This is a genomic window from Pseudomonas sp. B21-032, from assembly GCF_024748965.1.
In the GTDB taxonomy this organism is placed as follows: domain Bacteria; phylum Pseudomonadota; class Gammaproteobacteria; order Pseudomonadales; family Pseudomonadaceae; genus Aquipseudomonas.
This window is the reverse complement of the sequence record NZ_CP087180.1, coordinates 1,675,481-1,699,710: the sequence shown is the minus strand read 5'-3', so window position 1 is coordinate 1,699,710 and position 24,230 is coordinate 1,675,481. Positions and strand designations below refer to the sequence as shown.

General features: G+C 62.0%; 19 protein-coding genes. All 19 read right to left on the bottom strand.

The genetic code is table 11. The features are described from left to right. Positions 1–16: 16 nt before the first annotated feature. Positions 17–1,732, bottom strand: coding sequence for a fused response regulator/phosphatase (locus LOY54_RS07845; RefSeq protein WP_258610096.1), 1,716 nt, complete (start codon positions 1,730–1,732; stop codon positions 17–19). Beyond that, positions 1,729–2,034, bottom strand: a complete 306-nt coding sequence (locus LOY54_RS07840) for an STAS domain-containing protein (RefSeq protein WP_045200292.1) — start codon at positions 2,032–2,034, stop codon at positions 1,729–1,731. The genes LOY54_RS07845 and LOY54_RS07840 overlap by 4 nt, the downstream gene beginning before the upstream one ends. Positions 2,035–2,127: 93 nt before the next feature. After that, on the bottom strand, positions 2,128–2,580 hold the full coding sequence (gene fliJ / locus LOY54_RS07835; protein ID WP_045200290.1) for a flagellar export protein FliJ: 453 nt from the start codon (positions 2,578–2,580) through the stop codon (positions 2,128–2,130). A 6-nt stretch (positions 2,581–2,586) separates the two neighbouring features. Further along, the gene (gene fliI, locus LOY54_RS07830; protein WP_093385605.1) at positions 2,587–3,951 is read right to left on the bottom strand and encodes a flagellar protein export ATPase FliI; all 1,365 of its coding nucleotides are present in this window, start codon (positions 3,949–3,951) and stop codon (positions 2,587–2,589) included. Next, on the bottom strand, positions 3,941–4,702 hold the full coding sequence (gene fliH, locus LOY54_RS07825; RefSeq protein WP_258610095.1) for a flagellar assembly protein FliH: 762 nt from the start codon (positions 4,700–4,702) through the stop codon (positions 3,941–3,943). The genes fliI and fliH overlap by 11 nt, the downstream gene beginning before the upstream one ends. 84 nt (positions 4,703–4,786) lie before the next feature. After that, a complete protein-coding gene (gene fliG / locus LOY54_RS07820) occupies positions 4,787–5,806 on the bottom strand; it encodes a flagellar motor switch protein FliG (RefSeq protein WP_045189054.1) in 1,020 nt (339 codons plus the stop codon). Then, positions 5,799–7,580: a flagellar basal-body MS-ring/collar protein FliF gene (fliF, locus tag LOY54_RS07815; protein WP_045200285.1), complete on the bottom strand. Its 1,782-nt coding sequence runs from the start codon at positions 7,578–7,580 to the stop codon at positions 5,799–5,801. Before fliF ends, fliG begins: the two co-directional genes overlap by 8 nt. A 15-nt stretch (positions 7,581–7,595) precedes the next feature. Then, entirely contained in the window at positions 7,596–7,922 is a 327-nt protein-coding gene (gene fliE / locus LOY54_RS07810) for a flagellar hook-basal body complex protein FliE (RefSeq protein WP_045200283.1), read from the bottom strand. 120 nt (positions 7,923–8,042) lie between these two features. Then, positions 8,043–9,422, bottom strand: a complete 1,380-nt coding sequence (locus tag LOY54_RS07805; protein WP_045200281.1) for a sigma-54 dependent transcriptional regulator — start codon at positions 9,420–9,422, stop codon at positions 8,043–8,045. Further along, on the bottom strand, positions 9,422–10,633 hold the full coding sequence (locus tag LOY54_RS07800; RefSeq protein ID WP_258610094.1) for a PAS domain-containing sensor histidine kinase: 1,212 nt from the start codon (positions 10,631–10,633) through the stop codon (positions 9,422–9,424). Before LOY54_RS07800 ends, LOY54_RS07805 begins: the two co-directional genes overlap by 1 nt. Before the next feature lie 204 nt (positions 10,634–10,837). Next, positions 10,838–12,313, bottom strand: coding sequence for a transcriptional regulator FleQ (gene fleQ, locus LOY54_RS07795; protein ID WP_038996385.1), 1,476 nt, complete (start codon positions 12,311–12,313; stop codon positions 10,838–10,840). Between the two features lie 170 nt (positions 12,314–12,483). Next, positions 12,484–12,780, bottom strand: a complete 297-nt coding sequence (locus tag LOY54_RS07790; RefSeq protein ID WP_045200277.1) for a flagellar protein FliT — start codon at positions 12,778–12,780, stop codon at positions 12,484–12,486. 9 nt (positions 12,781–12,789) lie between these two features. Continuing rightward, positions 12,790–13,185 (bottom strand): flagellar export chaperone FliS, encoded by a 396-nt coding sequence (gene fliS, locus LOY54_RS07785; protein WP_045200275.1) that lies wholly within the window; start codon positions 13,183–13,185, stop codon positions 12,790–12,792. A gap of 133 nt (positions 13,186–13,318) precedes the next feature. After that, positions 13,319–14,719: a flagellar filament capping protein FliD gene (fliD, locus tag LOY54_RS07780; protein WP_258610093.1), complete on the bottom strand. Its 1,401-nt coding sequence runs from the start codon at positions 14,717–14,719 to the stop codon at positions 13,319–13,321. A gap of 71 nt (positions 14,720–14,790) precedes the next feature. Further along, on the bottom strand, positions 14,791–15,156 hold the full coding sequence (locus LOY54_RS07775; protein WP_093385619.1) for a flagellar protein FlaG: 366 nt from the start codon (positions 15,154–15,156) through the stop codon (positions 14,791–14,793). A gap of 71 nt (positions 15,157–15,227) precedes the next feature. Beyond that, positions 15,228–16,076, bottom strand: coding sequence for a flagellin domain-containing protein (locus tag LOY54_RS07770; RefSeq protein ID WP_045200267.1), 849 nt, complete (start codon positions 16,074–16,076; stop codon positions 15,228–15,230). 256 nt (positions 16,077–16,332) lie between these two features. Continuing rightward, positions 16,333–17,262 carry a ketoacyl-ACP synthase III gene (locus LOY54_RS07765; RefSeq protein WP_093385623.1) on the bottom strand — a complete coding sequence of 310 codons (930 nt, stop codon included), beginning with the start codon at positions 17,260–17,262 and terminating at the stop codon, positions 16,333–16,335. Between the two features lie 329 nt (positions 17,263–17,591). Continuing rightward, positions 17,592–21,176 carry a glycosyltransferase family 2 protein gene (locus LOY54_RS07760; RefSeq protein WP_258610092.1) on the bottom strand — a complete coding sequence of 1,195 codons (3,585 nt, stop codon included), beginning with the start codon at positions 21,174–21,176 and terminating at the stop codon, positions 17,592–17,594. Between the two features lie 211 nt (positions 21,177–21,387). Then, a complete protein-coding gene (locus LOY54_RS07755) occupies positions 21,388–24,183 on the bottom strand; it encodes a glycosyltransferase (RefSeq protein WP_258610091.1) in 2,796 nt (931 codons plus the stop codon). Between the last annotated feature and the right edge of the window lie 47 nt (positions 24,184–24,230).

Here is a 24,230-nt window from a genome sequence, read left to right as displayed (position 1 = left end):
CCTTGATCAAGTTGGATTATGCCAGAGCCTCCCAGGCGAACTCCACGCATGCGCGGCGCCCCTCGTCGGCCCATTCGGCACGCCGGCTCAACCGGCGTATGAGGGTCAGACCGCGTCCGCACAACCCTTGTTCGGACACAGGCCTGGCCAGCACTTTACTCACATTGAAGCCCTTGCCGCTATCTTCGACTTCAATCTTCAGACGCCCGCCTTGGCGATCCGGCTCGACTCGAAGGGAGACGCGGATGAAGCCCTCGTTCAACGCCTGCAGGCGCTCGTCGCGCATCTGATAGTAGGCGGCAAAGCCCTGCGCATCGCGCTTTAGCGCCGAGTCCAGCCCCAGCACGCCGTGTTCCAGGGCATTGGAATACAGCTCGGTGAGGACACTGTGCAACGCCCCGCTCTGAGCCCGCAAACCGTGTATTTCCTGCAACAGCTGTAGCAAATAAGGTAATGGATTGAAACGTTTTAGCGTGTCGGCGCGAAACTCGAACTGCAGCGACCAGTCCAGCGGACTGGACTGCCCACTGTCAGAATAGATCACCGGCAGCGGCGACAACAGTTGCGGTTCGACCACCTCGATATCCAGCAGGCTGACATCATCGCGCGAGCGACCACGAAACGCTTCCAGCGCCTGCAGCACCTCCTCGAACAACAGTGCCGGCTGTCGATTGGCACTCAGCACCCGACGCAGGCGCTCGACACCGAACAGCTGGTCATTGTCATCACTGGTATCGACCACGCCGTCAGACAACAGAAACAGGCGCTCGCCCAGAGCCAATGGCAGCACCTGGGTGGCGTCATCAAAGCGCTCCGGCGCCAGGATACCCAAGGGCAAATGACGCGACACCAACGCCACAGGCTCACCCCCACCGGCGGGCAACAGATAGCCGTCGGGCATGCCGCCATTCCAGACCTCGACCACCCGCCGCTGGAAACTCAGGTTGAGCAACAATGCACAACAGAACATGTCCACCGGCAGGATGCGCTTGAGCTTGGCGTTCATCTCGCGCAGGGTTTCGGCCAGGCCGTAACCCTTGGCTGTCATGCCATAGAACACCTCGGCCAGGGGCATCGCCCCCACCGCCGCCGGCAAGCCGTGGCTGGTGAAGTCGCCGAGCAGCACATGCATGTCACCTGCCGGCGTGAAGGCGGCCAACAGCAAGTCGCCATTGAACAGGGCATAAGGTGACTGCAGGTAACGGATGTTCGGCGCACTCAGGCAACCGGCATGGGCCACCTGGTCGAACACCGCCTTGGCGACCCGCTGCTCGTTGAGCAGATGAGTGTGATGGCGGGCAAGCTGGTCACGCTGCTCCAGCACCGTGGCCTGCAGCCGGCGCATACGCTCCATCGCCTTGATTTTGGCGGCCAGGATCACCGGGCTGTAGGGTTTTGCCAGAAAATCGTCGCCACCTGCCTCCAGGCAACGGACCAGCGCCTGTTCTTCGCTAAGCGAAGTGAGAAAGATGATCGGCACCAGCGCTTCACCGGCCAGCGCCTTGATCTGGCGCGCCGCCTCGAAACCATCCATGACCGGCATCAGCGCATCGAGCAGGACCATATGCGGGCGCTGCGCGGCGAACAGCGCCAGCGCCTGCTCGCCATTTTCGGCGGTGAGCACCTGATGCCCCTGTTTGCGCACAAGGGTGGCCAGCAACAAACGATCAGCAGCACCATCCTCGGCGATCAGGATGGTGAGCGTCTCGAAAACACGGGCTGACTGGTTCAACTGATGTCGAACAGCTTGTCGAAGTTGGAAATGGCGAGGATCTTTCGCACATCGGAGCTGGTGTTGACCACACGGATTTCCGAGTCGTCGCCGCCGACGTGGTCACGCAGCAGCAACAGCATGCCCAGGGCCGAACTGTCCAGATAGGTGGCCTCCTTGAGGTCGACGACCACTGAGTCCGGCATGTTCTGCTTGAGCTCGTAAGCCTGGCGAAATTCCAGGTGCTTGCCAAAGTCAAAACGCCCCCTGACCTTGATCGTCAGTTTTTTCCCATCCGGGGATACTTCAGATACAACTGCCATGTCGATGATTCCTTCCATTGCGACGATTGCAGACATCTAGAAGGTTTAGCAGCCCCACCCCCCGGCGGCAAGCGCTGCCGAGCAAAGCACGCTTCAGTAGCGATCATGGCGCGGCAGGCGCTGGGACAGTTCATCGAGCAGTTTTTGTTCGCGCTTGTCTTCCACCATGCGCGCCTCATCGATGTAGCGCTGCACCAGCTTGCGCAAGCCCTCGACCCGGGCATAGGCCTGCTGCCAGGTGCCGCGGGCGTTCTTCAGATTGTTCTGGTGCCAGGCCAGGCTTTGGCGCTGCTGGGTCATGGCAGTTTCCAGCTGGCCGAGAAAGCTCTGGTAGTTGACCAGCCAGCTACCGGACACGCCCTGCCCACCGCGGTTGATCCACTGCAACTGGTAGTCTTCGCGAAAACGGTCAAGTTCGCTGAGCTTGGCCTGGGCCATGTTCACTTGCTGCTGGAATTGCCCCAGGCGCTGGGCGGCCTGGCGCTCGGCGTTTTCCGCCATCTCCACCACCGGCGCCAGACGCGCGGCACGGCTTGGCTGGGCCATGGCCTATCAGCCGCCTGCCGCAGGCAAGGGGGCAAACACGCCAGCCAGGTGCTCGCGGCTTTGCTGCATGCCGACATTGTCGTTCAGGCCCTGGCGCAGGAAGTGCACCAGGCGCGGCTGCAGGGTAATGGCAAGGTCGGTCTCGGCGTCTCCACCGGCGACATAAGCGCCGACGCTGATCAGGTCGCGGCTTTGCGACAGGCGCGACCACAGCTGTTTGAACTGCTGCGCTTCGGTCATCTGCTCGGGGCTGACTACCTGCGGCATGACCCGGCTAATCGAAGCTTCGATATCGATGGCCGGGTAATGCCCCTCCTCGGCCAGGCGCCGGGACAACACGATATGGCCGTCGAGCACGCCCCGCGCCGAGTCGGCAATCGGATCCTGCTGATCGTCGCCCTCGGACAATACGGTATAGAACGCGGTGATCGAGCCACCACCGGCTTCGCCATTACCGGCGCGCTCCACCAGCTTGGGCAGCTTAGCGAACACCGACGGTGGATAGCCCTTGGTCGCTGGCGGCTCACCAATAGCCAAGGCAATTTCCCGCTGGGCCTGGGCGAAACGGGTCAGCGAATCCATTAGCAACAGGACATTCTTGCCCTTGTCGCGAAAGTACTCGGCAATGCGCGTGCAGTACATGGCCGCACGCAAGCGCATCAGCGGCGCATCGTCGGCGGGCGAGGCCACCACCACCGAGCGCTTGAGGCCTTCTTCGCCAAGAATGTGCTCGATGAACTCCTTGACCTCGCGGCCGCGCTCACCGATCAAGCCGACGACGATGATGTCCGCCTCGGTAAAGCGGGTCATCATGCCCAGCAGCACACTCTTGCCCACGCCGGTACCGGCGAACAGGCCCAGGCGCTGACCGCGGCCAACCGTCAACAAACCGTTGATGCTGCGGATGCCGACGTCCAGCGGCTGGCTGATCGGATCGCGGTTGAGCGGGTTGATGGTCGGGCCGTCCATCGGCACCCAGTCTTCGGCTTTCATCCCGCCCTTGCCGTCCAGGGCACGACCGGCGCCGTCAAGCACCCGGCCAAGCATGCTCATGCCCATGGGCAGGCGTCCACTGTCAGCCAATGGCACCACGCGCGCCCCAGGGGCGATGCCGGCAACGCTGCCGACCGGCATGAGGAACACCTTGCCGCCGGCAAAACCCATGACCTCGGCCTCGACCCGCACCGGGTGATAGCTGTCGTCATTGATCACCACGCAGCGGCTACCAACCGCCGCGCGCAGGCCTTCGGCCTCGAGGGTCAGGCCGACCATGCGTAGCAGGCGGCCCTCGACCACCGGCTGAGACGGCAAATTGACGGCGTCGGCATACGCCCCCAGGCGCTTGCCGAAACTGGTTCGTTCAAGGCGCATCAGGGGCATCCAGCTCAACCTGCACATCCGCCGCTGCCGGGTGCAGGCTTTGGTCATGGAGCTGATCGAACAGTTGCGCCATGGCCTTTTCGATACGGGTTTCCATGCTGGCATCGATGCGGCTGTGATCGGTCTCGATGCGACAGCCACCTGGCAGCAGGGCTTCGTCTTCGAGCAGTTTCCAGCGCTCCTCGTGACGCTCGCGCAGGGCTTTGACCTGCTCGAAGTCCTGCGGATTGATATGGATGCGGATGTTCTCGGCCCCCATCGGCAGCAACTTCAGGGCTTCACGCAGTACCTGGCCGATCTGGCTGGAATCGCTGCGCAGCTCGCGGCCGATGACCTCGCGGGCGATGTGCCCGACCAGGTGGACCACGGCCTTTTCGATCTGGCTGTCTTGTTCGGCGATGGGTTCGAGCAGGTGGGTCATCACCTGTTCGAGGCTGGCCAGCTTGGCGCCCAGGGCCTCTTCGGCTTCCTGGCGAACCTTGAGCTGAGTGCTGTGAAAACCCTCGCGCTCGCCGGTGGCAAAGCCTTCGTTGTAGGCTTCCTGGCGAATGCTTTCAAGCTCTTCGAGGGTCAGTGGCTGGACTTCCTCCAGCGGCACTTCTTCGATTTCGTCCTGAACCGCTTCGGGCTCCGGTTCAGGCTCAGGCTCTGGTTCCGGGTCGAAACTGGGCAGCGCCCAGCGGTCGAAGCCCTCGACGTCGTTAGCGCGAATCAGTTCACTCAGGTGCTCGTTGGTTGACATGATTGCACGCACTCGTAAAGCATCGCGGGTCAAGCCCGCTCCCACAGGAGCGCTGTGGGAGCGGGCTTGACCCGCGATAAGGTCTTAGATCATCTCTTCGCCGCCCTTGCCACCGAGCACGATTTCTCCGGCTTCGGCCATACGGCGGGCGATGGTGAGGATTTCCTTTTGCGCCGTCTCGACGTCGCTGACGCGCACCGGGCCCTTGGCCTCGAGGTCGTCGCGCAGCAGCTCGGAGGCACGTTTGGACATGTTCTTGAAGATCTTCTCCTTGACCTTCTCGTCGGCGCCCTTGAGCGACACCACCAGCACGTCGGAAGACACTTCGCGCAGCAGCGCCTGGATACCGCGGTCGTCGACATCGGCCAGGTTGTTGAAGACGAACATCAAGTCTTCGATCTGCTCGGAGAGGTCGCCGTCGATGTCGCGGATCGCGTCCATCAGCTGGCCTTCGACGGAGCTGTCGAGGAAGTTCATGATGTCCGCGGCACGCTTGATACCACCCAGGGTGGTGCGCGCGGCATTGGAGTTGCCCGAGAACTGCTTCTCGAGGATCTGGTTCAGCTCCTTGAGCGCCGCCGGCTGGACGGTATTGAGCGACGAGACGCGCAGGATGATGTCCAGACGCACCTTGTGGTCGAAGTTGCCCAGCACTTCACCGGCCTGGTCCGGGTCCAGGTAAGCCACGACGATGGCCTGGATCTGCGGGTGCTCGTAGCGAATGACATCGGCAACCGCGCGCGGCTCCATCCACTTGAGGCTGTCCAGGCCGCTGGTGTTGCCACCGAGCAGGATGCGGTCGATCAGGCCGTTGGCCTTGTCCTCGCCCAGGGCCTGGGTGAGCATCTTGCGGATATAGCCGTCGGAACCGACGCCAAGGCTGGTCTGGTCGCCGACGATCTCGACAAACTCACTCATCACCTGCTCGACCTGCTCGCGATGGACGTTGCCCATCTGCGCCATGGCCACGCCGACCCGCTGCACTTCCTTGGGGCCCATGTGCCGCAGCACCTGCGCGGCATCGGTTTCACCCAGCGACAGCAGCAGGATCGCAGCCTTGTCGACACGGGTCAGTTTGGCGGTAAGGGCTCGGTTATCACTCATCGGCGTTGATCCACTCTTTCACGACCTGGGCCACGCGACCCGGGTCTTCGGCCACCAGGCTCTTGATTGCGTTGAGCTGTGCGTCATAACCCTCGCTCGGGCTTGGCAGCAGAATGCTTTGCGGACCACCCAGGCTGACGCGGTCGTTGGCCAGCTCGCCATCCAGACCGAGCATGCCGCCCAGTTCCATGTCGCCATCGGCACCGGCGCCTTGCTTGCCATTGCCGGTGATATTGTTAAGTACCGGACGCAGCACGCCGAACACCAGGACGAGGATGAACAGTACGCCCATGACCTGCTTGATGATGTCCCAGAACCACGGCTGCGAGTAGAACGGAATCTCGGCAATTACCTCGCCACGGTCGGCGGCGAACGGCACGTTGATCACGCTGACACTGTCGCCACGGCTGGCATCGAAGCCCACCGCGTCCTGCACCAGGCGGGTAAAGCGCGCCAGGTCTTCGGCAGCCCACGGGGTGCGCGCGGCATCGCCGGTGGCCGGGTCGACCTTGAGCTGGTCATCGACCACTACCGCCACCGACAGGCGGGTCAGGCGACCCTGCTGCTGGCGGGTGTGGCTGATGGAACGGTCAAGCTCGAAGTTCTTGGTCGACTGCTGACGCTTGTCGGCCGGGTACGGTGCAAGCATCGGCTGGCCGGTGGCCGGGTCCATGATCTGCTGGCCGTTGGCATCGAGCAGCGGCTGGCCAGGCTGGATGGCGCTGGCGGCGGTTTGCGTGCCACCGGTGGTTTGCGGCGCCGAGGCCGGGCCTGGCGGCTGGTTGCTCAGCGCTCCAGGCACGCCCTGCGGACCCATGCTGCTGGAGCGCTGTTCGTTGACCGACTGCTCGCTGCGCAGCGCCGGCTGGTCAGGGTTGAACTGCTCGGAGGTGGATTCGACCGCGCTGAAGTCGACGTCAGCCGACACTTCAGCCTTGTAGCGGTCGTTGCCCAGCACCGGCTGGAGAATATTGTGCACCCGCTGGGTGAGCAGGCCTTCCATGCGGCGACTGTAGTCGAACTGCTTGCCGGCCATGGTCAGCTCGGAATTCTCGACCTGATCGGAGAGCAGGTTGCCCTTCTGGTCGACCACGGTGACCTGGGACTTGTTCAGTTCCGGCACGCTGGTCGCCACCAGGTTGACGATGGCCATCACCTGACCGGCTTCCAGGGCGCGGCCCGGGTACAGCTCGACCAGTACCGAAGCACTTGGCTTGCGCTCGTCACGGACGAACACCGAACTCTTCGGGATCGCCAGGTGCACGCGTGCACCCTTGACGTTGTTGAGGCTGGAGATGGTCCGCGCCAGTTCGCCTTCGAGGCCACGACGGTAACGGGTGGCCTCCATGAACTGGCTGGTGCCCAGGCCCTGCTCCTTGTCGAGGATCTCGAAACCGACATTGCCATCGCTCGGCGCCACGCCGGCGGCTGCCAGCTTCAGGCGGGCACGGGAAATATCGTCGGCCTTGACCAGCAAGGCGCCGGAATTGGGTTCGACGTTGTAGGGGATATCGGCAGCGGCCAGGGTCTCCATGACCTGCTTGGTGTCCATGCCGGCCAGGCTGCCGTACAGCGGCCGGTAGTCCGGTTGCTGCGACCACAGCACCACGGCAAAACCGATCGCCACGCTGGCGGCCAGACCGACCAGCAGGCCGACCTGACGCAGCATGGGCATCTGCGAGATGTTTTCCAGGAACGACATGCCGAACAACGGCGGCTTGGGCGCTGCTGCGCTGCTTTTCGCGGGCACGTTATCGACGACTGCTTCGGCCATGACTCAATCTCGCCCTTATACCGGCATCTGCATGATGTCTTGATAGGCCTGCACCAGCTTGTTACGCACCTGGGTCAAGGCCTGGAACGACACAGTGGCTTTTTGCGAAGCGATCATCACGTCGGTCAGGTCAACCCCGCTCTTGCCGATCTCGAAGGCGCTGGCCAGCTGCGAGGAAGCCTGCTGGGTGTCGTTGACCTTGTTGACGGCCTGGCCGAGCATGTCGGCAAAACTGCTGGAGCCGACCTCAGGCGCAGCGGCAGCCTTCGGCATCGACATGGCGTCCATTTGCATGGCCCGCATGTCCAACATCAATCGATTAAATTCAACACCTTGGCTCATGGACTTCTCTCTCCGACGGCCCGCATTTTTTTGACACTCACGCAGCGGATAGGCAGGACATAGCAACAAGAGTGCCAGCTCTGCCCGCGGCCCGAACAAAAACTCTAATTCATTAATGGCTCAGCTGGCGTACAGGCTGGCCTCGACATCCATGCCGGCATCACGCATCTGCGCCAGCTTGTAGCGCAGGGTGCGCGGGCTGATGCCCAGGCGCTCGGCAGCCTCCTTGCGACGGCCGCGCTCGGCGCGCAAGGTGTCGATGATCATCTGGAACTCATGGCGACGCATGTCATCACCCAGACCGCCCGCCGCCTCGGTTTCAATATTCGGCACGACTGCGGCGACCGGCGCTGCAGCGAACATCGGCAGGACCCCGGCGAGACAGAAATCCGCCGCTTCGATCACCCCACCCTGCTGCAGGATCAAGGCACGCTGAATGGCGTTGTCCAGTTCGCGTACGTTGCCCGGCCAGGCATAACCTTGCAGACACGCCTGAGCATCAGGCGAGAGTCGAACCGGGGCATGCTTCATTTTATTGACGTGGCGCGCCAGCAATCGCTCGGCCAGCGGCAGAATATCGGCGCTACGTTCGCGCAGCGGCTTCCACGCCAGCGGGAACACCGACAGGCGATAGAACAAGTCTTCACGAAAACGCCCCGCCGCCACCTCGCCGGCCAGGTCACGGTTGGTGGTGGCGACCACGCGAATGTCCAGGGCAATCGGCTTGCGCCCGCCAACCCGCTCCACCTCACGCTCCTGCAACACCCGCAGCAGCTTGGCCTGCAAGCCCAGGGGCATTTCGGAAATTTCGTCGAGCAGCAAGGTGCCGCCATCGGCCTGTTCAAATTTGCCGGCCTGGGCGGCGATGGCGCCGGTGAACGAGCCTTTCTCATGACCGAACAGGGTGGCTTCGAGCATGTTGTCGGGGATCGCCGCACAGTTGATCGCCACGAACGGCTGCTCGGCGCGCAGGGACTGCTGATGTATGTAGCGCGCCAGCACCTCTTTGCCGGTACCGGACTCGCCCGAGATCAGCACAGTCGAATCGCTGCGCGCAACCCGCGCCGCCAGCTCCAGCAACTGCGCACTGGCAGGCTCGCGCGCCACCGGTCCGTCGCCTTCGCCCGCCGCAGCCACCCCCAGAGCATGGCGTGCCACCAGCTCAAGCAATGCCTTGGGCTCAAATGGCTTGACCAGGTAATCGGCCGCGCCCTGGCGCATGGCCTCGACCGCGCGCTCGACGGCGGCATGCGCAGTCATCAGCAACACCGGCAACTGCGGCTGGCGCGCGCGCAGCAGGGCCAGTAACTGATGGCCGTCCATGCCGGGCATGTTCACGTCACTGACCACCAGGCTGAACGCCTCGCCAGCGACCACTTCCAGTGCTTCTTCGGCCGAACCTACGGCCTGGTAGGCAAAGCCGCCCAGCTCCAGGGTATCGGCCAGTGCCTGCCTCAGGGCGCGGTCATCTTCGACCAGCAGCACCTTGATTGCTTTCATTACTCTGCCTCCACCGACTGCGCGCCGATCAGCGGCAGGCTGATCCGGGCGCAGGTGCCGCGACCGGGTCGCGAACGTAATTGCAAACTGCCTTGGTGGGCCCTTGCCACCGCCTTGACTACCGCCAGACCGAGCCCGGTGCCGGTAGCCTTGGTGGTCAGGAACGGCTCGCCCAGGCGCGCCAGCAAGGCACTGTCGATACCGGCGCCAGCGTCGCTGATGCACAGGTGCAGGATCTGCCCGCGCCGGTATAGGTGAACCTTGAGCCGCGCAGGCTCGCCACTGGCCTGCAGGGCGTTTTCGATCAGGTTGAGCATGGCGCCGACCAGGGTGTCGCGGTTGCACAGCAACTCGCCCAGGTGACTGTCGCACTGCCAGCGCACCGCATGACCCTGAACATGGGTCTGCGCCGCCTGCTGCAGGGCCTGGAACAATGCCTTGGGTGTCAGCCGATCGGTCAGCGGCAACTCGCCGCGGGCGAACACCAGCATGTCGCGCACCTGGTGCTCGAGCTCGTGCAGGCGCTCCTTGAGGTTGCCGGCAAAGCGTTGCTGGGTTTCCACCGGCAAGTTCTGCTCGGCCAGGTGGCTGGCGTAGAGCATGGCCGCCGACAAAGGCGTGCGGATCTGGTGGGCCAGCGACGCAACCATGCGCCCCAGCGACGACAAGCGCTGGTGGCGGGCCAGTTGGTCCTGCAGGTGACGGGTTTCGGTCAGGTCATTGAGCAGTACCAACTGCCCGGGCTCGGCATCCAGCGAGCGGGTGGCAATCGACAGGCGCCGGCCATCACGCAGCGACACTTCATGACCGTCATCCTCGCGCGGAGCAAAGCTGCGAGCGATCACTTCACGCCACAACTCACCCACCAGCGGTTCGCCCAACAGGTCGCTGGCGGCGGGGTTGGCCTCACGCACCCGGCCCAGGCCATCGATAACGATCACCCCGCCCGGCAGCAGGGCCAGCAGGTTCTGCAGGCGGTTGGCCAGGCGCTCCTTCTCGGCAAGCTCGGCCATGCGCTGGGCGCTGACCACCGCCAGCTCGCCCTTGAGCTCGGTAACCCGGGCTTCGAGCAGGCTATAGGACTCACTAAGCTGGCTGGAAACCTGGTCGAACATGGCAAAGGCCTGCTCAAGACCAAGGCGGCTTTCCTGTTCGGCGGCGTTCGGCCCCTTCGGTTCAGGGACACAGGAGATGGTGGCGACCTGGGGCATCATGCTCTCTCGCGTGGCTGACCGTCATAAAACGGTGTGTTGCCAGCGATATAGCAATAGCCGTGCCGGATAGTTTGGGGGCGCTTGCCAGGAAGGCCGTGCGATGGCTGCAAGAGCCGATGGGACGGGCGTTACAGCCCTTTGAAAGATAGGGTTATTAGCCATGATGAGCGCATTGCGCGACTCACCATGGCCACCCAGGCGTCAATCCTCTGCCTGTTCATCCCCTTCACGGCGGCTCATGCCGTACTTGCGCATCTTCTCCACCAGGGTGGTGCGACGAATGCGCAGGCGCTCGGCAGCGCGGGCGACGATGCCGTTGGCATCATCCAGCGCTTGCTGGATCAGGCCCTGCTCCAGGCCACCGAGGTAGTCCTTGAGGTCCAGGCCTTCAGGCGGCAACATCGCGTGGCTGGCGAAGTTCGGTGTATGGCCGTTGATGGCCACGCGCTCTTCGAGGTCCGAGCGCAGGCTGTCGACCAGTTGCTCGTCTTCGTCGTCGACGTAGCGGAATTTCTTCGGCAGCTCCGACACGCCGATCACCCCGTACGGGTGCATGATCGCCATGCGCTCGACCAGGTTGGCCAGCTCGCGGACGTTGCCCGGCCAGCCGTGCCGGCACAGCGACATGATCGCGGCCGAGTTGAAGCGGATCGAACCGCGCTTCTCGTGCTCCATGCGCGAGATCAGCTCGTTCATCAGCAGCGGGATGTCTTCGACGCGCTCGCGCAGCGGGGCCATCTCGATAGGGAAGACGTTGAGGCGGTAGTACAGGTCTTCGCGAAAGGTCCCCACCTCGATCATGCTTTCGAGGTTCTTGTGGGTCGCGGCGATGATGCGTACATCGATGCTCTGGGTCTTGTTGCTACCCACGCGCTCGAAGGTGCGTTCCTGCAGCACGCGCAGCAGCTTGACCTGCATCGGCAACGGCATGTCGCCGATCTCGTCGAGGAACAGGGTGCCGCCGTTGGCCAGCTCGAAACGCCCGGCACGGCTGGTAATCGCCCCGGTAAAGGCACCCTTCTCGTGGCCGAACAGTTCGCTTTCCAGCAGCTCGGCCGGAATCGCCCCGCAGTTGACCGGCACGAACGGCGCTTCGCGGCGCTTGGAGTGGTAGTGCAGGTTACGCGCAACCACCTCCTTGCCGGTGCCCGACTCACCGAGGATCAGCACGCTGGCGTCGGTATCGGCCACTTGCTGCATCATCTGGCGCACGTGCTGGATCGCCCGGCTGGTGCCGACCAGGCTGCGGAACAGATTGGGTTCGCGCTGGCGGCCGCGCTCGCGGGCCTGGTCGTACATCTCGCGATAGACCTGGGCACGGTGCAGCGAATCGAGCAATTTGCTGTAGCTCGGCGGCATTTCGAGGTTGGAGAGTACGCGACGGCGCAGGTCGTCCGGCAGCTCGGCAGAAGAAATTTCGCCCAGAAGCAGAACCGGAAGGAACTCATCCCATCCAGCCACTGTCTTAAGCAAGCCCATCAGACTTGCCGGAGCATTCACGGTCCCGATCAGGACACAGAGCACTTCACGACTGGATGACAACGACTCGACAACCTGCTGCCAGTCATGGCTCGAGCAGGGCAGATTTTCTTCGCCAAGAAAATTCAACACTACCGCCAGATCACGGCGGCGAGCGCTATCGTCATCGATCAGGAGAATTTTGGTTTCACGCCACATGCAATAACAACTTCCCTAGTCATCTCGGCGCCCTTGTAAGGGCAAGCTCGACATCATTCCGACTGAACGGTCAGTGTTCGGACGTCTGAAATTAGAAAACAGCCACTAGTTAAGTCAAAAAACCGTACATAGTCAAATTTATGGCGCACTGCTTTTTGTTTTGCCCAGTTTCAGCTGAACAAATGGTATACCTTTGCCGCGTTTTTGGCTTGTCGGATCTGCGTCATCTCATCGACTATTGATTGACGCTCCCCACTTGCAACTTCAATTAATTCCTTGTAGACGCCCAGCAACTCCTCGAGCTTGCTGCGCAGCGTCAGCTCATCCACCGACGCTTCGGCCAGCACATCGTCCACGCACAGACGGCAACTGACGTCGAGCTCGCTGATCGCCTCCCAGTCACGACTGGCCAGGGCACCCAGCAATGCCTCGCGGGTTTGTTCGATACGTTCGAGCACGACACTCATTGCAATCTCCTAGGCGTCGGCGAGTTGATCGCCGATCGCGTCCCAGCCTTCCTTGACGGTAATCAGCAGGCGCGCCACTTCGTTGAGGATTTCCGGATCGTTCTGCACGTTCGCCTCGACCAGGCGCTTGCTCATGTACGAATACAGGTTATCCAGGTCGGTCAGCGAATCGGCGTGGTTTTCCAGGTCCAGGCCTTCACGCAAACCGCCGACAATACCGATTGCCTTGCCGATCAGGATGCCGCGCTGGGCCACGTCGTTACGCGCCATGGCACCCTTGGCCTGGGCAATGCGATCAAGACCGCCCTGCATCAACATCTGCACCAGACGATGCGGGCTGGCCACGGAGGTCTGGGCCACGCCGTTGACTTTCTGGTACTGCCGAAGGGCCAACATCGGATTCATGTTCTACCTCGTCACCGCAAAAAAGGTTTCATATACCGCTTGTATCGCCTGCGCGTCAAAAAACTTTAGCGCGTACGGCAAAAAGCCCGGAGTCCCCCTAGGGGTACTGCCGGGCTTCTGGCACAACGCCGAATCAGGAGTTTTTCTGCTGCGCCTCGATCGAGGCGAACATCGAGGCGATGTTCTTGCGCTGGGCTTCGAGCTTGCCGACCAGGGTATCCATGGCCACGTAGCGCTTGGTCAGGGATTCGGTCAGCGAAGTGATGCGCCGGTCCAGGGCCAGTTGCTGGTTGTCGAGGTCCTTTTGCAGCTTGTCCAGGCCAGCCTTGCGGGTGTCGAGGATGCCACCTGTCTGCAGGTACGGCTCGACCGCCTTGGTCATGTGCGCGAACACGCCTTCAGTGCCGGTGAACAGCTCCTGCACGTCCGGGCCGAGCTTCTTGTCCTTCATCGCGGCATCGTACTTGGTGGAGTTGAACTCCAGGGTACCGTCCTTTGCCGTGTTAATGCCCAGCTGGCTGAGGGTGGTCAGACGACCACTGCCCGACTCGGTCGCCAGTTGCTTGCGCAAGTCCGACAGCATCGAGCGCGTGGTCGGATCGTTGGTCAGCGGCCCGAGCACAGTCTTGCCATCAGCGTCCTTGGACACCGCCGTCAGGCTGTTGGCCGCCTTGACCAGGGTGTTGTAGGCATCGACAAAGTTCTGCACCGAGGCCTTCAGGCCGGCAGTGTTTTCACCGACCGTTACCTTGATAGGCTTGTCCGTGGCAGTGACCTGCAGCAGCTCCAGGCTCATGCCACTGATTGCGCCGTCGACGGTATTGGACTTGCTGGTAACCTTCAGGCCGTCGATGCTCAGCTCGGCGTCCTGGGCGAGGCCGTCGATGTAGCCGGCACCATCACCGTTCATTTTGGTAGTACCGTTGATCTTCAGCTCGGCGATACCGTCGACTGAAATATCGGTACCCTCACCGGTCTTGGTCGAGCTGAAGACCAGGCGCGAGCCGTCCTTGCCATTGACGATGTTGGCAGTGATGCCCTGCTCGGCCAGCGACGAGTTGATCGAGTCGCGAACCGATTGCAAGGTCGCACCTGCCCCCACCTTCACAGTGTGGACCACGCCATCCTGGGTAATGGTCAGGTCGCCTTCAGGGATCGAAGTGCTGGCCCCGCCGGTAAAGTTCTGGCTGGCCACCTTGGACGCGGTCGCCAGCTTGTCGACCAGAACGGTGTAGGTACCGGGCACCGCCTTGTTGTTCGACGTGGCCTTGACCGTGGTGTCACTGCTGGAGGTCGCGGTGTAGGCACTGAAGGCTGGCGCCTTCGGATCGTTGAGCTTTTTCATCGCTTCCTGGTAAACAGAAAGCGCACTCTTGAGCGACGCTACCCCGGAAAGCATGGCCGTGTTGTTGGCGGTCTGGCGTTTGATCTGGTTCGCCTTGGGACCGGTGTCCGCCTTGACAAGCACATCAACGATCTTGTTGATGTCTACCCCGGAACCCAGACCGACACTCGGTAAAATTGTACTCGCCATTGCTACTCCCTCATGGTTGCGCGCCGCCCTAGCCTTGCCAGACTAGCGAACTTGCCGCTCAGCCGCCAGCATCAGGCCTTGGCGTTGAACAGCAGGCTGTTTACATCGCTCAGACTGTGAGCGATCTTCAACGCCTCTTCCGAAGGAAGTTGGCGGATCAGCTCTCCGGTCTCGCTGGCGATGACTTTAACTATAATTCGGCCGGATTCTTCATCCGTGGAAAATTCAAGGTTACGACGCGATGACGCAAGGAATTTCTCGATATCCTTGACCGCGTTCTTGACCTTCTCAGCTTCGGACAGCCCCTTGTCGGTAGCTTCCTTGACTGGCGTGATGGCTTCAACTGCCGCTACAGGCTTGGCCGCAGGGCGTTCGGTGGTCGGCTCGACCGGCTTCACCGTCGGGTAAGACAGGTTCAGCTTGACGCTCATATCCATGTCACCACCTCTCAATGCAAAAGGCGGAGGAGTGCCGTAGATGCACTCCCCCGCCGACAACTACCGAGTGATTAGCCCAGCAGCTTCAGTACAGCCGACGGCAGTTGGTTGGCCTGGGCCAGAACCGAAGTCGAAGCTTGTTGCAGAGTTTGCTGCTTGGTCATCTGAGCAGTTTCAGCGGCGAAGTCGGTATCTTGTACGCGACCACGAGCAGCTTCAGCGTTCTCGTTGATGTTTTGCAGGTTGTTGATGGTGCTGGTCATACGGTTCTGCACCGCACCCAGGTCAGCACGAGCGGTACCGATCTTCGCCAGAGCGGAGTCGATCGCGCCCATGGCAGCCGAGAAGTTGGTCTGGGCAGTGGTGCTGTCGCTACCGGCGATGGTGATGGCGCTGGTGATACCCAGGTCGCTGGCCAGGAACTTGGCGCTCAGGTCGATGCTGATCTGGTTTTCGCCGCCAGTGTTGGAACCAACCTGGAAGGTCATGGTGCTAGCCGAACCGTCCAGCAGGTTTTTGCCGTTCAGCTGGGTGGACTGGGCGATACGAGTCAGTTCCGCAGACATCTGCTTGAACTCGTTGTCCAGCGAGGTACGGTTAGTCGAATCGTTCGAGTCGTTTCGCGATTGCAGAGCCAGTTCACGCATACGCTGCAGGATGTTGACCTGCTCTTGCATCGCGCCTTCAGCGGTCTGGGCGATCGAGATACCGTCGTTGGCGTTTTTGATTGCCATGGTCTGACCGCGGATCTGCGAGGTCATACGGGTAGAGATCTGCAGGCCGGCGGCGTCGTCTTTGGCGCTGTTGATTTTCAGGCCAGAGGACAGACGGCTCATCGAGGTGCTCAGAGCGTCGGAAGCGCGGTTCAGGTTCTTCTGAACGCCCAGGGAGGTAGTGTTGGTGTTAACGGTTAATGCCATGACGAATTCCTCGTGTTTGGGATACTGCGGCTTCCGGCCCTGGCATCCGCCGGGTGTGGCCTAGAGAACCTTCGTAATAGTTATCGTCGTCTGGCGCGGTTGCTTTAGGGGTTTTTGCAAATTTTTTAATGGCACCCTGCCACCCCAATGAAATCAAGGGTTTGACGCCAAAAAAACACTTACCCATAAATGCTGGAGATAAAAAAAAGCGCCACCGGGCAACCGGCAGCGCTCTATTTTCAGGCTGGCGCAGAAATCAGTCGTTGCGCTCGATAATCGCCGAGCCCCACGAAAGACCTACACCGAAACCGCTCAAGGCAACGCGCTGGTGGCGCGAACCGAGCACGTGCTTCTCAAGCAGCAAGGGAATGCTCGACGACACGGTGTTACCCGTCTCGACCATGTCCTTGACGAATTTGTCCGGGTCATCTTCGAAGCGCCGGGCGACGGCGTCGACAATCGCCGCACTGCCCTGGTGGATACAGAACAGGTCGATGTCAGCCGGTGCCAACTGGCTTTCGCCCAACAGCTCATGCAGGTGCGCCGGCACCTTGAGCAAGGCAAAGTTGAACACCTGGCGACCGTTCATGAAGAACACCCCGTCACTGACCTTCAGGTGCGCAGCGCCGCCGCCATCAGTACCGAACTTGGCCTTGCCCAGCTGCCACTGGGCGCCCTCGCCCATCCAGGTAACAGTCGCGGCATCACCAAACAGCATGGTGGTGTTGCGGTCTTCAGGGTCGACGATCTTCGAGTAAGGGTCAGCGGTGATCAGCAGACCGTTTTTCAGCCCCGCCGCCTCCATGAAGCCTTTCATGGCATACAAGCCGTAGACATAGCCCGAGCAGCCCAGGGAAATATCGAAGGCCGCCACGTGGGTCGGCAGGCCCAGTTTGTCCTGGACGATGGCTGCAGTGTGCGGCAAACCTTCTTCGTCGCCGTTCTGGGTAACGACAATCAGGGCGTCGATGGACTCAGGCACCAGGCTCGGATTGGCAGCGAACAGGGCCTTTACCGCCTCCACACACAGGTCGGAGGTTTCCTGGCCTGCGTCTTTGCGCGGCAGGAAGGTCGAACCGATCTTGCCGAGAATGAATTCCTGGTCCTTGGCGAATTTCGCACCCTGGGCGTAGTTGTCCACACCCTCGACAGGTACGTAACTCGCAATGCTTTTGATGCCAATCATTGTGGCTTCCCGATAGATATGCGGATTTTCACGGGCACTGGAACCTGGTAACCAAGGGCTTGCGAGCCTGCGCGCACCCCGCCCGCCAGTACCGCCCGACGACTCAATAGATTAAAGATGCCCGTTTCGACTGCCAAGTCACTGTTGCACAAAGATTACCCATCACAAATGTCAGCCATTGGCACTTTGTGACTATCAAAGATTGCTAGTTTGGCGGGTGTCGACGCTGCGAAAGGCACCCCGGGAGGCTGGCGACACGGGACGAGCACACCGTCCACCGGGCTGCCGATCGACTCGGGCAACGCGGTGGACGCGGGGTCAGCTGGGGATCAGGCGGGCAACCAGGCGCTGCGCCAACGCTGCAGATGATCCTCGTCGAGCATCCAGCACCGATGAACGGCATCCCTGAGCTCATCACCGCGGCGCTGGGCAGCATCAAGATTGGCCAGGTGCAGGCCAATAGCCTCGATCCAGTGCTCGTAGCTGTTGTGCACACGGGACACGGGCAAGTCGTCCTGCTCCTGGCCGATGTCGCTACAGATCACCGGCACGGCGCATGCGCCGAACTCCAGTTGACGCTGGTTACCTCTGCAAACATTGAACAGGGTCTGCTGCAGCGGCACCAGAGCGAGGTCCAGGTTCAAGCCTGCCAGCTTTTGTGGGTACTGCTGAACTTCGACACCCTCGTGGTACTCGTGTACATAGGGCCGCAGGCTATTGGGGCAGAAGCCGAAGAAAACCCACTCGACATCCGCAGCCAAGGCCTTGATAACGGGCGCGATAACCTCCAGGTCACTTGCCTGCTCGCTGCTGCCAACCCACCCCAGGCGAGGCCGGCCAGCCGTTCGGCGCTGCCCCTTTATATGGCGCCAGGCGTCGATCGACAAGCGCGTCTCGACCACCCGGATATCGCCATGCAGGCCGGCAAACGCCTGTGCCAGCGCCGCCGTCGGCACCACCAGGCGGTCGACGCACCCCAGGGCTTGCTGCAGGCTGTGGAACACATCCTCGCCCAGGCCCTCACGGCGGGCACTGCCCACCGGCAGATCCGGCAGGTAGTCGCTCAGCTCCAGAACCGTAAAGGCACGCGAGAACGCCTGAATCCGCCGCATGACTTCAAGGCGCGGTGCATCCAGCCCACCCTGGAACACCACTACATCCGCTGCCAGGCGCTCCAGCTCGACCAGGGGCGTCAACCCCGGCGACACCCGGCCATCGATGTAACCGGCAGCCTTCAAGCCATTGAATGGACGCACTACCCGCGAATAGCCCAGTTCACCCTGATCAAGCGGATGGACCACCAGCACCGGCATCTCTCGCTGCCCCTGTGGCGGCTGCCAGGTCGACTGCAGGCTGGCGACCTTGAAGCCACCGGCATGGGCCAGCGACAGATGGCGGTTGTAGGCCGGATCATGGGCCAGCACCGGCAACCAGCGCGCATACAGGGCGTCCTCTTCTTCCACACTGGCATCGGCCATTGCCGGCCTGTCGATCAACAGTTGTGCATGAGGCGTCCAGACGTTGAGGTAACCGGCCTGGCGCAGGCGCAAGCACAGATCGACGTCCATCCAGCGCGCCAGTGCAGGCGCCTCGTCAAACCCCCCAGCCTCGACAAACAGGTCGCGGCGTACCATCAGGCATTCACCGCTGAGCGCCGAGTAATTCTGATCGACCGTGAGCCGCTGCATGTAGCCGGAGTCGCTGTGAGCGTAGCCGGCAAATACCCGTCCCACCGGCCCGCGCAAGCCCAGAACCAGCCCAGCGTGGTGAATCCTGCCGTTCATCGACAGCAGCTTGGCGCCCACGGCTGCGACCTCCGGACGCTGGGCGTGATTGAGCAACTGCTGCAACCAGCCCTTGGCAATCGGCGCCGCTGTCGCATCCAGCCACAGCAGGTACTCACCGCGCGCCAGTCGCCCTGCGTCATTGCGCAACAGTGCCGGGCACTGGCCCTGGGCAAAAGACAGCACCCGCAACTGATCGCCACCGATTTGCTCGATCCCCTGCAACCATTGGCGCACTTGCGGTTCGTCACTTCCCGGATCGAGCAACAGGACCTCGTAGCAGGGGTAGTCGGTGTGCTGCAACAGCGCCTCAATGCAGCGCTGGAACTGTTCGAGGGCACCATCGAGCAAAATCACAATGCTCACCATGGGCTGATCGGCATGCCCATAGTCCAGTCGATAGTGGCCAGGCAGGTGCGAATCGACGTGCGCCTGAGCATAGCCCCGGGCCTTGAGATGACGCCCTACCACCTCCCGCTCGCTGGCACAGTCAGCGAAGCGCAACGCTTCGCTGACCAACAGCGGCTCACTGATATGCTCGATACCACTCAAGCCGCGCTGCTCGACCAGGCGCAGCTGGTACTCCAGCTCGAACGCCTGGCCACAGCCGGTATCGAAGCCGCCTTGCGCCAGGAACTCGCTACTTCGCAACAGCCAGTGCGGCGAGACACTGGCCGGCAGGCTCAAAAGCAGATCAAGGTTCAGGTCTGGCCGAAGCGAAATACCCAACGAGCCGTTGCCCATGCGCATGGCTTCGTCAGCGTAGGCGGCAACACAGGCATCGGCTGCATTGACAAGCTCCAGGGCCACCAGCAACAAACCGCCAGGGGTGAACTCGACCCCCGCCTCGACCACCATGAACCAGTCGCAGCCGCTGTCGGCCACGACCCGGTTGATGACCTCGCTACGCTGCGCTGCCTGGCACGGCCGGTGGTGCACCGATAAACCCGGCACGCCTGACGCTGGCGTCGCAGCCCCGAGGGTCACCACCTGCAGGTGGCGATAAAGGCACTGATCGGGAGCAAGGCTCTCAAGGGTACGCATCAACGCCTGATCAGCGTCGTCACTACCCAGCACCAGCACGCCCAGCATCGGCGCGGGGCCGCTGGCCAGGCGCTGCATCAATGCCGCGCGTTGCGGTTCTTCGGGGCAGCGCTGCTCGAGCCAGGCCAGCATGCCTTGCTTGTCCGCCAGTGCCTGCTGTTGCGCTGCCGCCTGGGTTTTTTCAATGAAGACATCCAGCTGCTGCCAGAACGGCTCGGTGACCGCGACGTAACGCTGCAAGGCCCCCTGCACCCCGGCACGGGCAACCTCCAGCGCATCGGTTTCATCCGACAAGGCAAAACCTTGCCTGCCGAAGAAGATACCGTCGAGAAACACCTGATCGACGCTGTGCCCGGCCATGAAGATCACCGGGCAACCGCATAGCACAGCAATGGCACAGGTCATCGACCATTCATAGCTGTACAGCACTTCGGCACTGCGCAGGACCTTGGCCAGTTCAACCAGCGACAGCGGGTTGGCAACACTGAGCAGGCGAATGCCTGCCGGCAGCGAGGCATAGTCCACCTGATCCAGAGGATGCCGGTTCTGATACAGGTAATGCCCCTGGCGAGGCACGCTAGGATCAGGTGCATTGAACAGCGAGATATCGATAATCGGGAAGCACAGCAGGTCGGCGACACTGACCCCCTTCTTGGCGGCGATCCGCGCATCGTAATAGAACAGCAGATCATCCGGCTCTTCCTCCATCGCCCTGCCCGTCAGGAAGCCCTCGACGTTCAACAGGTAGCGTGCGACTACTTTGCCGCTGAGCGGGTTGCCGCTGGTGACTTCCGGATAGACCGTAATGGGCACCTTGCCGCTGGCGATATGGCGATCGGCGGTCGCCTGGTCGAGCAGTGGCGTTTTCAGCTCGGGGTTGACCACCTTGCCGCCGCAAATATAGGCCTCGCGGCCGCTCAGGTTCAACGCGTGGCACAGGTAATGAAGCGTGCAGACTCCTGAAGACGTCTCCCGGTAATCCGGCGCCGCAATATAGTAGGGATGCGCCGGCTTGGTATAGATCAGCTGCAAGCGAGCCATCGCCTGCTCAAGCCTATACCCATCAACGCCCAGGGTATTCGACATCTTCAAACTCCAGAATTGGTTGGAAACCCGACAGCCAAGGACAGGTTGCCCAGGCAACGGCGGTGGCCTGCGAGGCGAACTGTCAATAATCTGCCATCGACCCCCTGCCAGTGCAGGAGCACAAGGCTGTAGACACGGGGGCTTAGCGAATCGCAGGCATAAAAAAGCCGGGCATTGCGCCCGGCTTTGCATATTTCGCGCCAGAGGCCTGTTAAGGCAACCACTCCAGCACGCCGTTGCCACCGGCCACTACTACACGCGAAACGTCAACGCCATGCTCGACATCGACTACAACACGGGTGCTGAAGGCTGCCGGCCAGCGCTGGACCAGCGCTTGGCACTGTTCCCGCACAGGCAATGGCACTGCGATGTTAAGCACTTGCGCCTGGGGTACGCAGATCGCCAGCAAACCGGCTTGTGCAGCCTTCAGGCACAGGTCGACATCGGTACCACCCGCAAGCTGTTCATCCAGCCCGGCACACTGCTCGAACAACGCCTTGCCCACCATCAGGCAGTCGGCCGACACCGCCTGGCAACCTCTTACCGCTTCCAGCCCGGGCAATGTCACTCGCACACGCGAAGCACCCTGCCGGGCATTGCGTACCAGGCCACTGCCGAGCAGCTCGTAACCGGCATGACTGATGACGCCATCGCGATCGAACATCTGGCAACCGACAACACCCACCTCAGGGCGCTGAGCCTGGTTGAGCAGGGATTCGATCCAGGCCGGCGACACCACCTCGCTGCGGCTCGACATCAGCACCAGGTACTGCCCCTGGGCCTGGGCCGCAGCCTGGTTGACCATCTGTGCCCGCACCGACGACTCACAGGCAAACAAGCGCACCCGCGATCCCAGCCCCTGCACCGTGGCAAGGCCTGCGGCTACCGCCTCGGCATTGGCCGCCTCGCAGGTGACGATCACCTCGTAACGGGCATAGCGAGTACGCTGGACCACGCTTGCCAGGCTTACTTTGAGCTGCTCGAGATCGGAATCGGCAACCAGCACAATGCTCACTTGCGGGGTCTGCGGATGACGGAAGTCAACCTGGAAGGTACCGTCGGTACTTTCGTTGACCTGGCCACGGTAACCCAGCACGTTCAAATGACGCTTGAGGGTGGTCAGGGCTTGACCAGCCATCGACTCCGGCGCTTGCTGGCCGATCACCAGGTACTCGTCCAGGTGGGCCATGCCGCTGATACCGCTGGCTTCGACCAGACGCAGGAGCAGATCGAATTCCAGCGCTTGCGCACAGTCTTCACTGTAACCGCCCAGGTCGACAACGGCCTGGCGACGCACCAGCCAATGCCGGGCCATCAGGTCAGGACGACTGCGCAGCAGGTCCAGGTCGCAACCAGGACGTACGACACTGAGCAGGCGCCCGTCGCTGTCGCGCTGGACTTCGTTGGCGCAGATCGCATGGCACGCCTGGGCGCCAGGCAGCTCGACCTGCAAACGCAACAAGCCGCCGGTAGCCAGTACATCGCCCGCCTGCAACATCAACAGCCATTCGCTGGAAAGCTGGCGTACCACCTGGTTCAGGTGCGCAACCATGTTGGCCGGCGTAACCTTGATAAAGTGCAGGGCATCCCGGGCCGTGGTGATGGCCGGCAGTTCGCCGGCCTTGAGCACGACAATCTTGAAGTTGCGCAAACCGCTGGCGACCAGGCTGTCGAAGGTATCCTGCAAACCTGCGTTATCGTCCGCAAGATCGATCACTACAAAGGCTGTCTGCGGCGCCGGGGTTTTCCCCAGGTGGGCAAAAATGCGCTCGCGGGCGGCGCTGTCCGGGGTGGCCGCAGCGATTGCCGCCAGCACCTTGCCCGAAGGCGTGCTCGCCAGCTGCGTCTGCACAGCGGTAGCCGGCAGCAATTGGAGTTGCTCCAGCCAGGTGCCAAGGTCGCGGCGCAGCCCCTGGTCCTGCTCGCCCAGGCCTGCCAGCAGGCGCTGGCAAACCTGCGGGTTGAACACACCCAGTGCAAAGGCCTGCCAGTAGCGGGCCATGAGGCTCTCGGCGGTATCGTTGGGATGCTCGGCAAGCAATGCTTGCTGCCGTACCCAGGTACCTTCCAGCGCCCGGCTGTGAAGCTGTCCGGCGGGCCAGGCATGGACCATGAACTCGCTCGAGCGCAACTGACCGAACACGCTGCCGTTGTAGTACGGCATATCGACAAACTGGGTTGGCTCGAACGTCACTTGTGGTTCGGACGACAGGCTGTCCCAGCGCGAAGTGAACAGCAATGGCGCCTCACAGCGCGAGTGGGTATTGCGCACGAAGGCATTGAGGACTTCGAAGCCCCTGGCACTGGCAAATACCGCTGCCTGCTCGCCATCCCAGTGCTGGAGCTGGCGCACAGCCTGGCTCAGCAACTCTTCGCGAGCCTGCTCGGAAAGACTCCAGGGACGGTATTCGACCATCGCACTGGTGTGCGCCAGCAGCCGCGATGCGCCCTGGGCCAGCAGCCCATAGGAAACCGCCACACACCAGCTATCGAACGACAGGTTCGCCGGCACGCTGCGCACCGCGGTTTTCAACACCTCGGTCCTGATCACTGCCCGCCACGCCTGCAAACCGTACTCGGCATGCACGGCAATACGCCCCAGGGCGTTGCTGGCATGCAACTGAGCCTTGGGTGCAGAGCCGATCTTGTAGTAGTCCACGTCGCCATTACCAGGCTGGTAACCCAGCGAGTAACCTTGAGCCATTACGTAATCGGCGTCATCTTGCAAGGCTTGCACCGCCGCAGCGATGCCATCGGTCAGAAGGAAATCGCACTCCAGGGTCAGCACCGCAAACGCGGTATCGACCTGCTCCAGGGTCTGCAGCACCTGCTCGGACCAGTCACCGACCGACGTTTGCGACGCCGGCGCTGCGAGTGTCTGCAGGTGTGCAAAGCGCGCCTGGTAATAGTGAGCGGCGCGCCCTGAATAGCCAGGCTCGTCCTGACCCAGCAAGACGACGGTGACGTCATCCAGCAGCGCTGCACAACCGATTGCTTGTTCGCCCATAGTGCACCTAGTTCTCATGTTATCTGTCATGGCCAGCATCAAGGCCG

Bases quoted from the DNA above. Each gene is read 5' to 3' on its own strand.
- LOY54_RS07840 (WP_045200292.1), bottom strand. From the start codon at position 2,034: ATGGCAGTTGTATCTGAAGTATCCCCGGATGGGAAAAAACTGACGATC.
- LOY54_RS07805 (WP_045200281.1), bottom strand. From the start codon at position 9,422: ATGAAAGCAATCAAGGTGCTGCTGGTCGAAGATGACCGCGCCCTGAGG.
- LOY54_RS07755 (WP_258610091.1), bottom strand. From the start codon at position 24,183: ATGGGCGAACAAGCAATCGGTTGTGCAGCGCTGCTGGATGACGTCACC.
- LOY54_RS07775 (WP_093385619.1), bottom strand. From the start codon at position 15,156: ATGGATATGAGCGTCAAGCTGAACCTGTCTTACCCGACGGTGAAGCCG.
- fliJ (WP_045200290.1), bottom strand. From the start codon at position 2,580: ATGGCCCAGCCAAGCCGTGCCGCGCGTCTGGCGCCGGTGGTGGAGATG.
- fliE (WP_045200283.1), bottom strand. From the start codon at position 7,922: ATGAGCCAAGGTGTTGAATTTAATCGATTGATGTTGGACATGCGGGCC.
- LOY54_RS07760 (WP_258610092.1), bottom strand. From the start codon at position 21,176: ATGTCGAATACCCTGGGCGTTGATGGGTATAGGCTTGAGCAGGCGATG.
- LOY54_RS07800 (WP_258610094.1), bottom strand. From the start codon at position 10,633: ATGCCCCAGGTCGCCACCATCTCCTGTGTCCCTGAACCGAAGGGGCCG.
- LOY54_RS07765 (WP_093385623.1), bottom strand. From the start codon at position 17,262: ATGATTGGCATCAAAAGCATTGCGAGTTACGTACCTGTCGAGGGTGTG.
- LOY54_RS07790 (WP_045200277.1), bottom strand. From the start codon at position 12,780: ATGAGTGTCGTGCTCGAACGTATCGAACAAACCCGCGAGGCATTGCTG.
- LOY54_RS07770 (WP_045200267.1), bottom strand. From the start codon at position 16,076: ATGGCATTAACCGTTAACACCAACACTACCTCCCTGGGCGTTCAGAAG.
- fliH (WP_258610095.1), bottom strand. From the start codon at position 4,702: ATGTCAACCAACGAGCACCTGAGTGAACTGATTCGCGCTAACGACGTC.
- fliS (WP_045200275.1), bottom strand. From the start codon at position 13,185: ATGAATCCGATGTTGGCCCTTCGGCAGTACCAGAAAGTCAACGGCGTG.
- fliD (WP_258610093.1), bottom strand. From the start codon at position 14,719: ATGGCGAGTACAATTTTACCGAGTGTCGGTCTGGGTTCCGGGGTAGAC.
- fliI (WP_093385605.1), bottom strand. From the start codon at position 3,951: ATGCGCCTTGAACGAACCAGTTTCGGCAAGCGCCTGGGGGCGTATGCC.
- fliF (WP_045200285.1), bottom strand. From the start codon at position 7,580: ATGGCCGAAGCAGTCGTCGATAACGTGCCCGCGAAAAGCAGCGCAGCA.
- fleQ (WP_038996385.1), bottom strand. From the start codon at position 12,313: ATGTGGCGTGAAACCAAAATTCTCCTGATCGATGACGATAGCGCTCGC.
- fliG (WP_045189054.1), bottom strand. From the start codon at position 5,806: ATGAGTGATAACCGAGCCCTTACCGCCAAACTGACCCGTGTCGACAAG.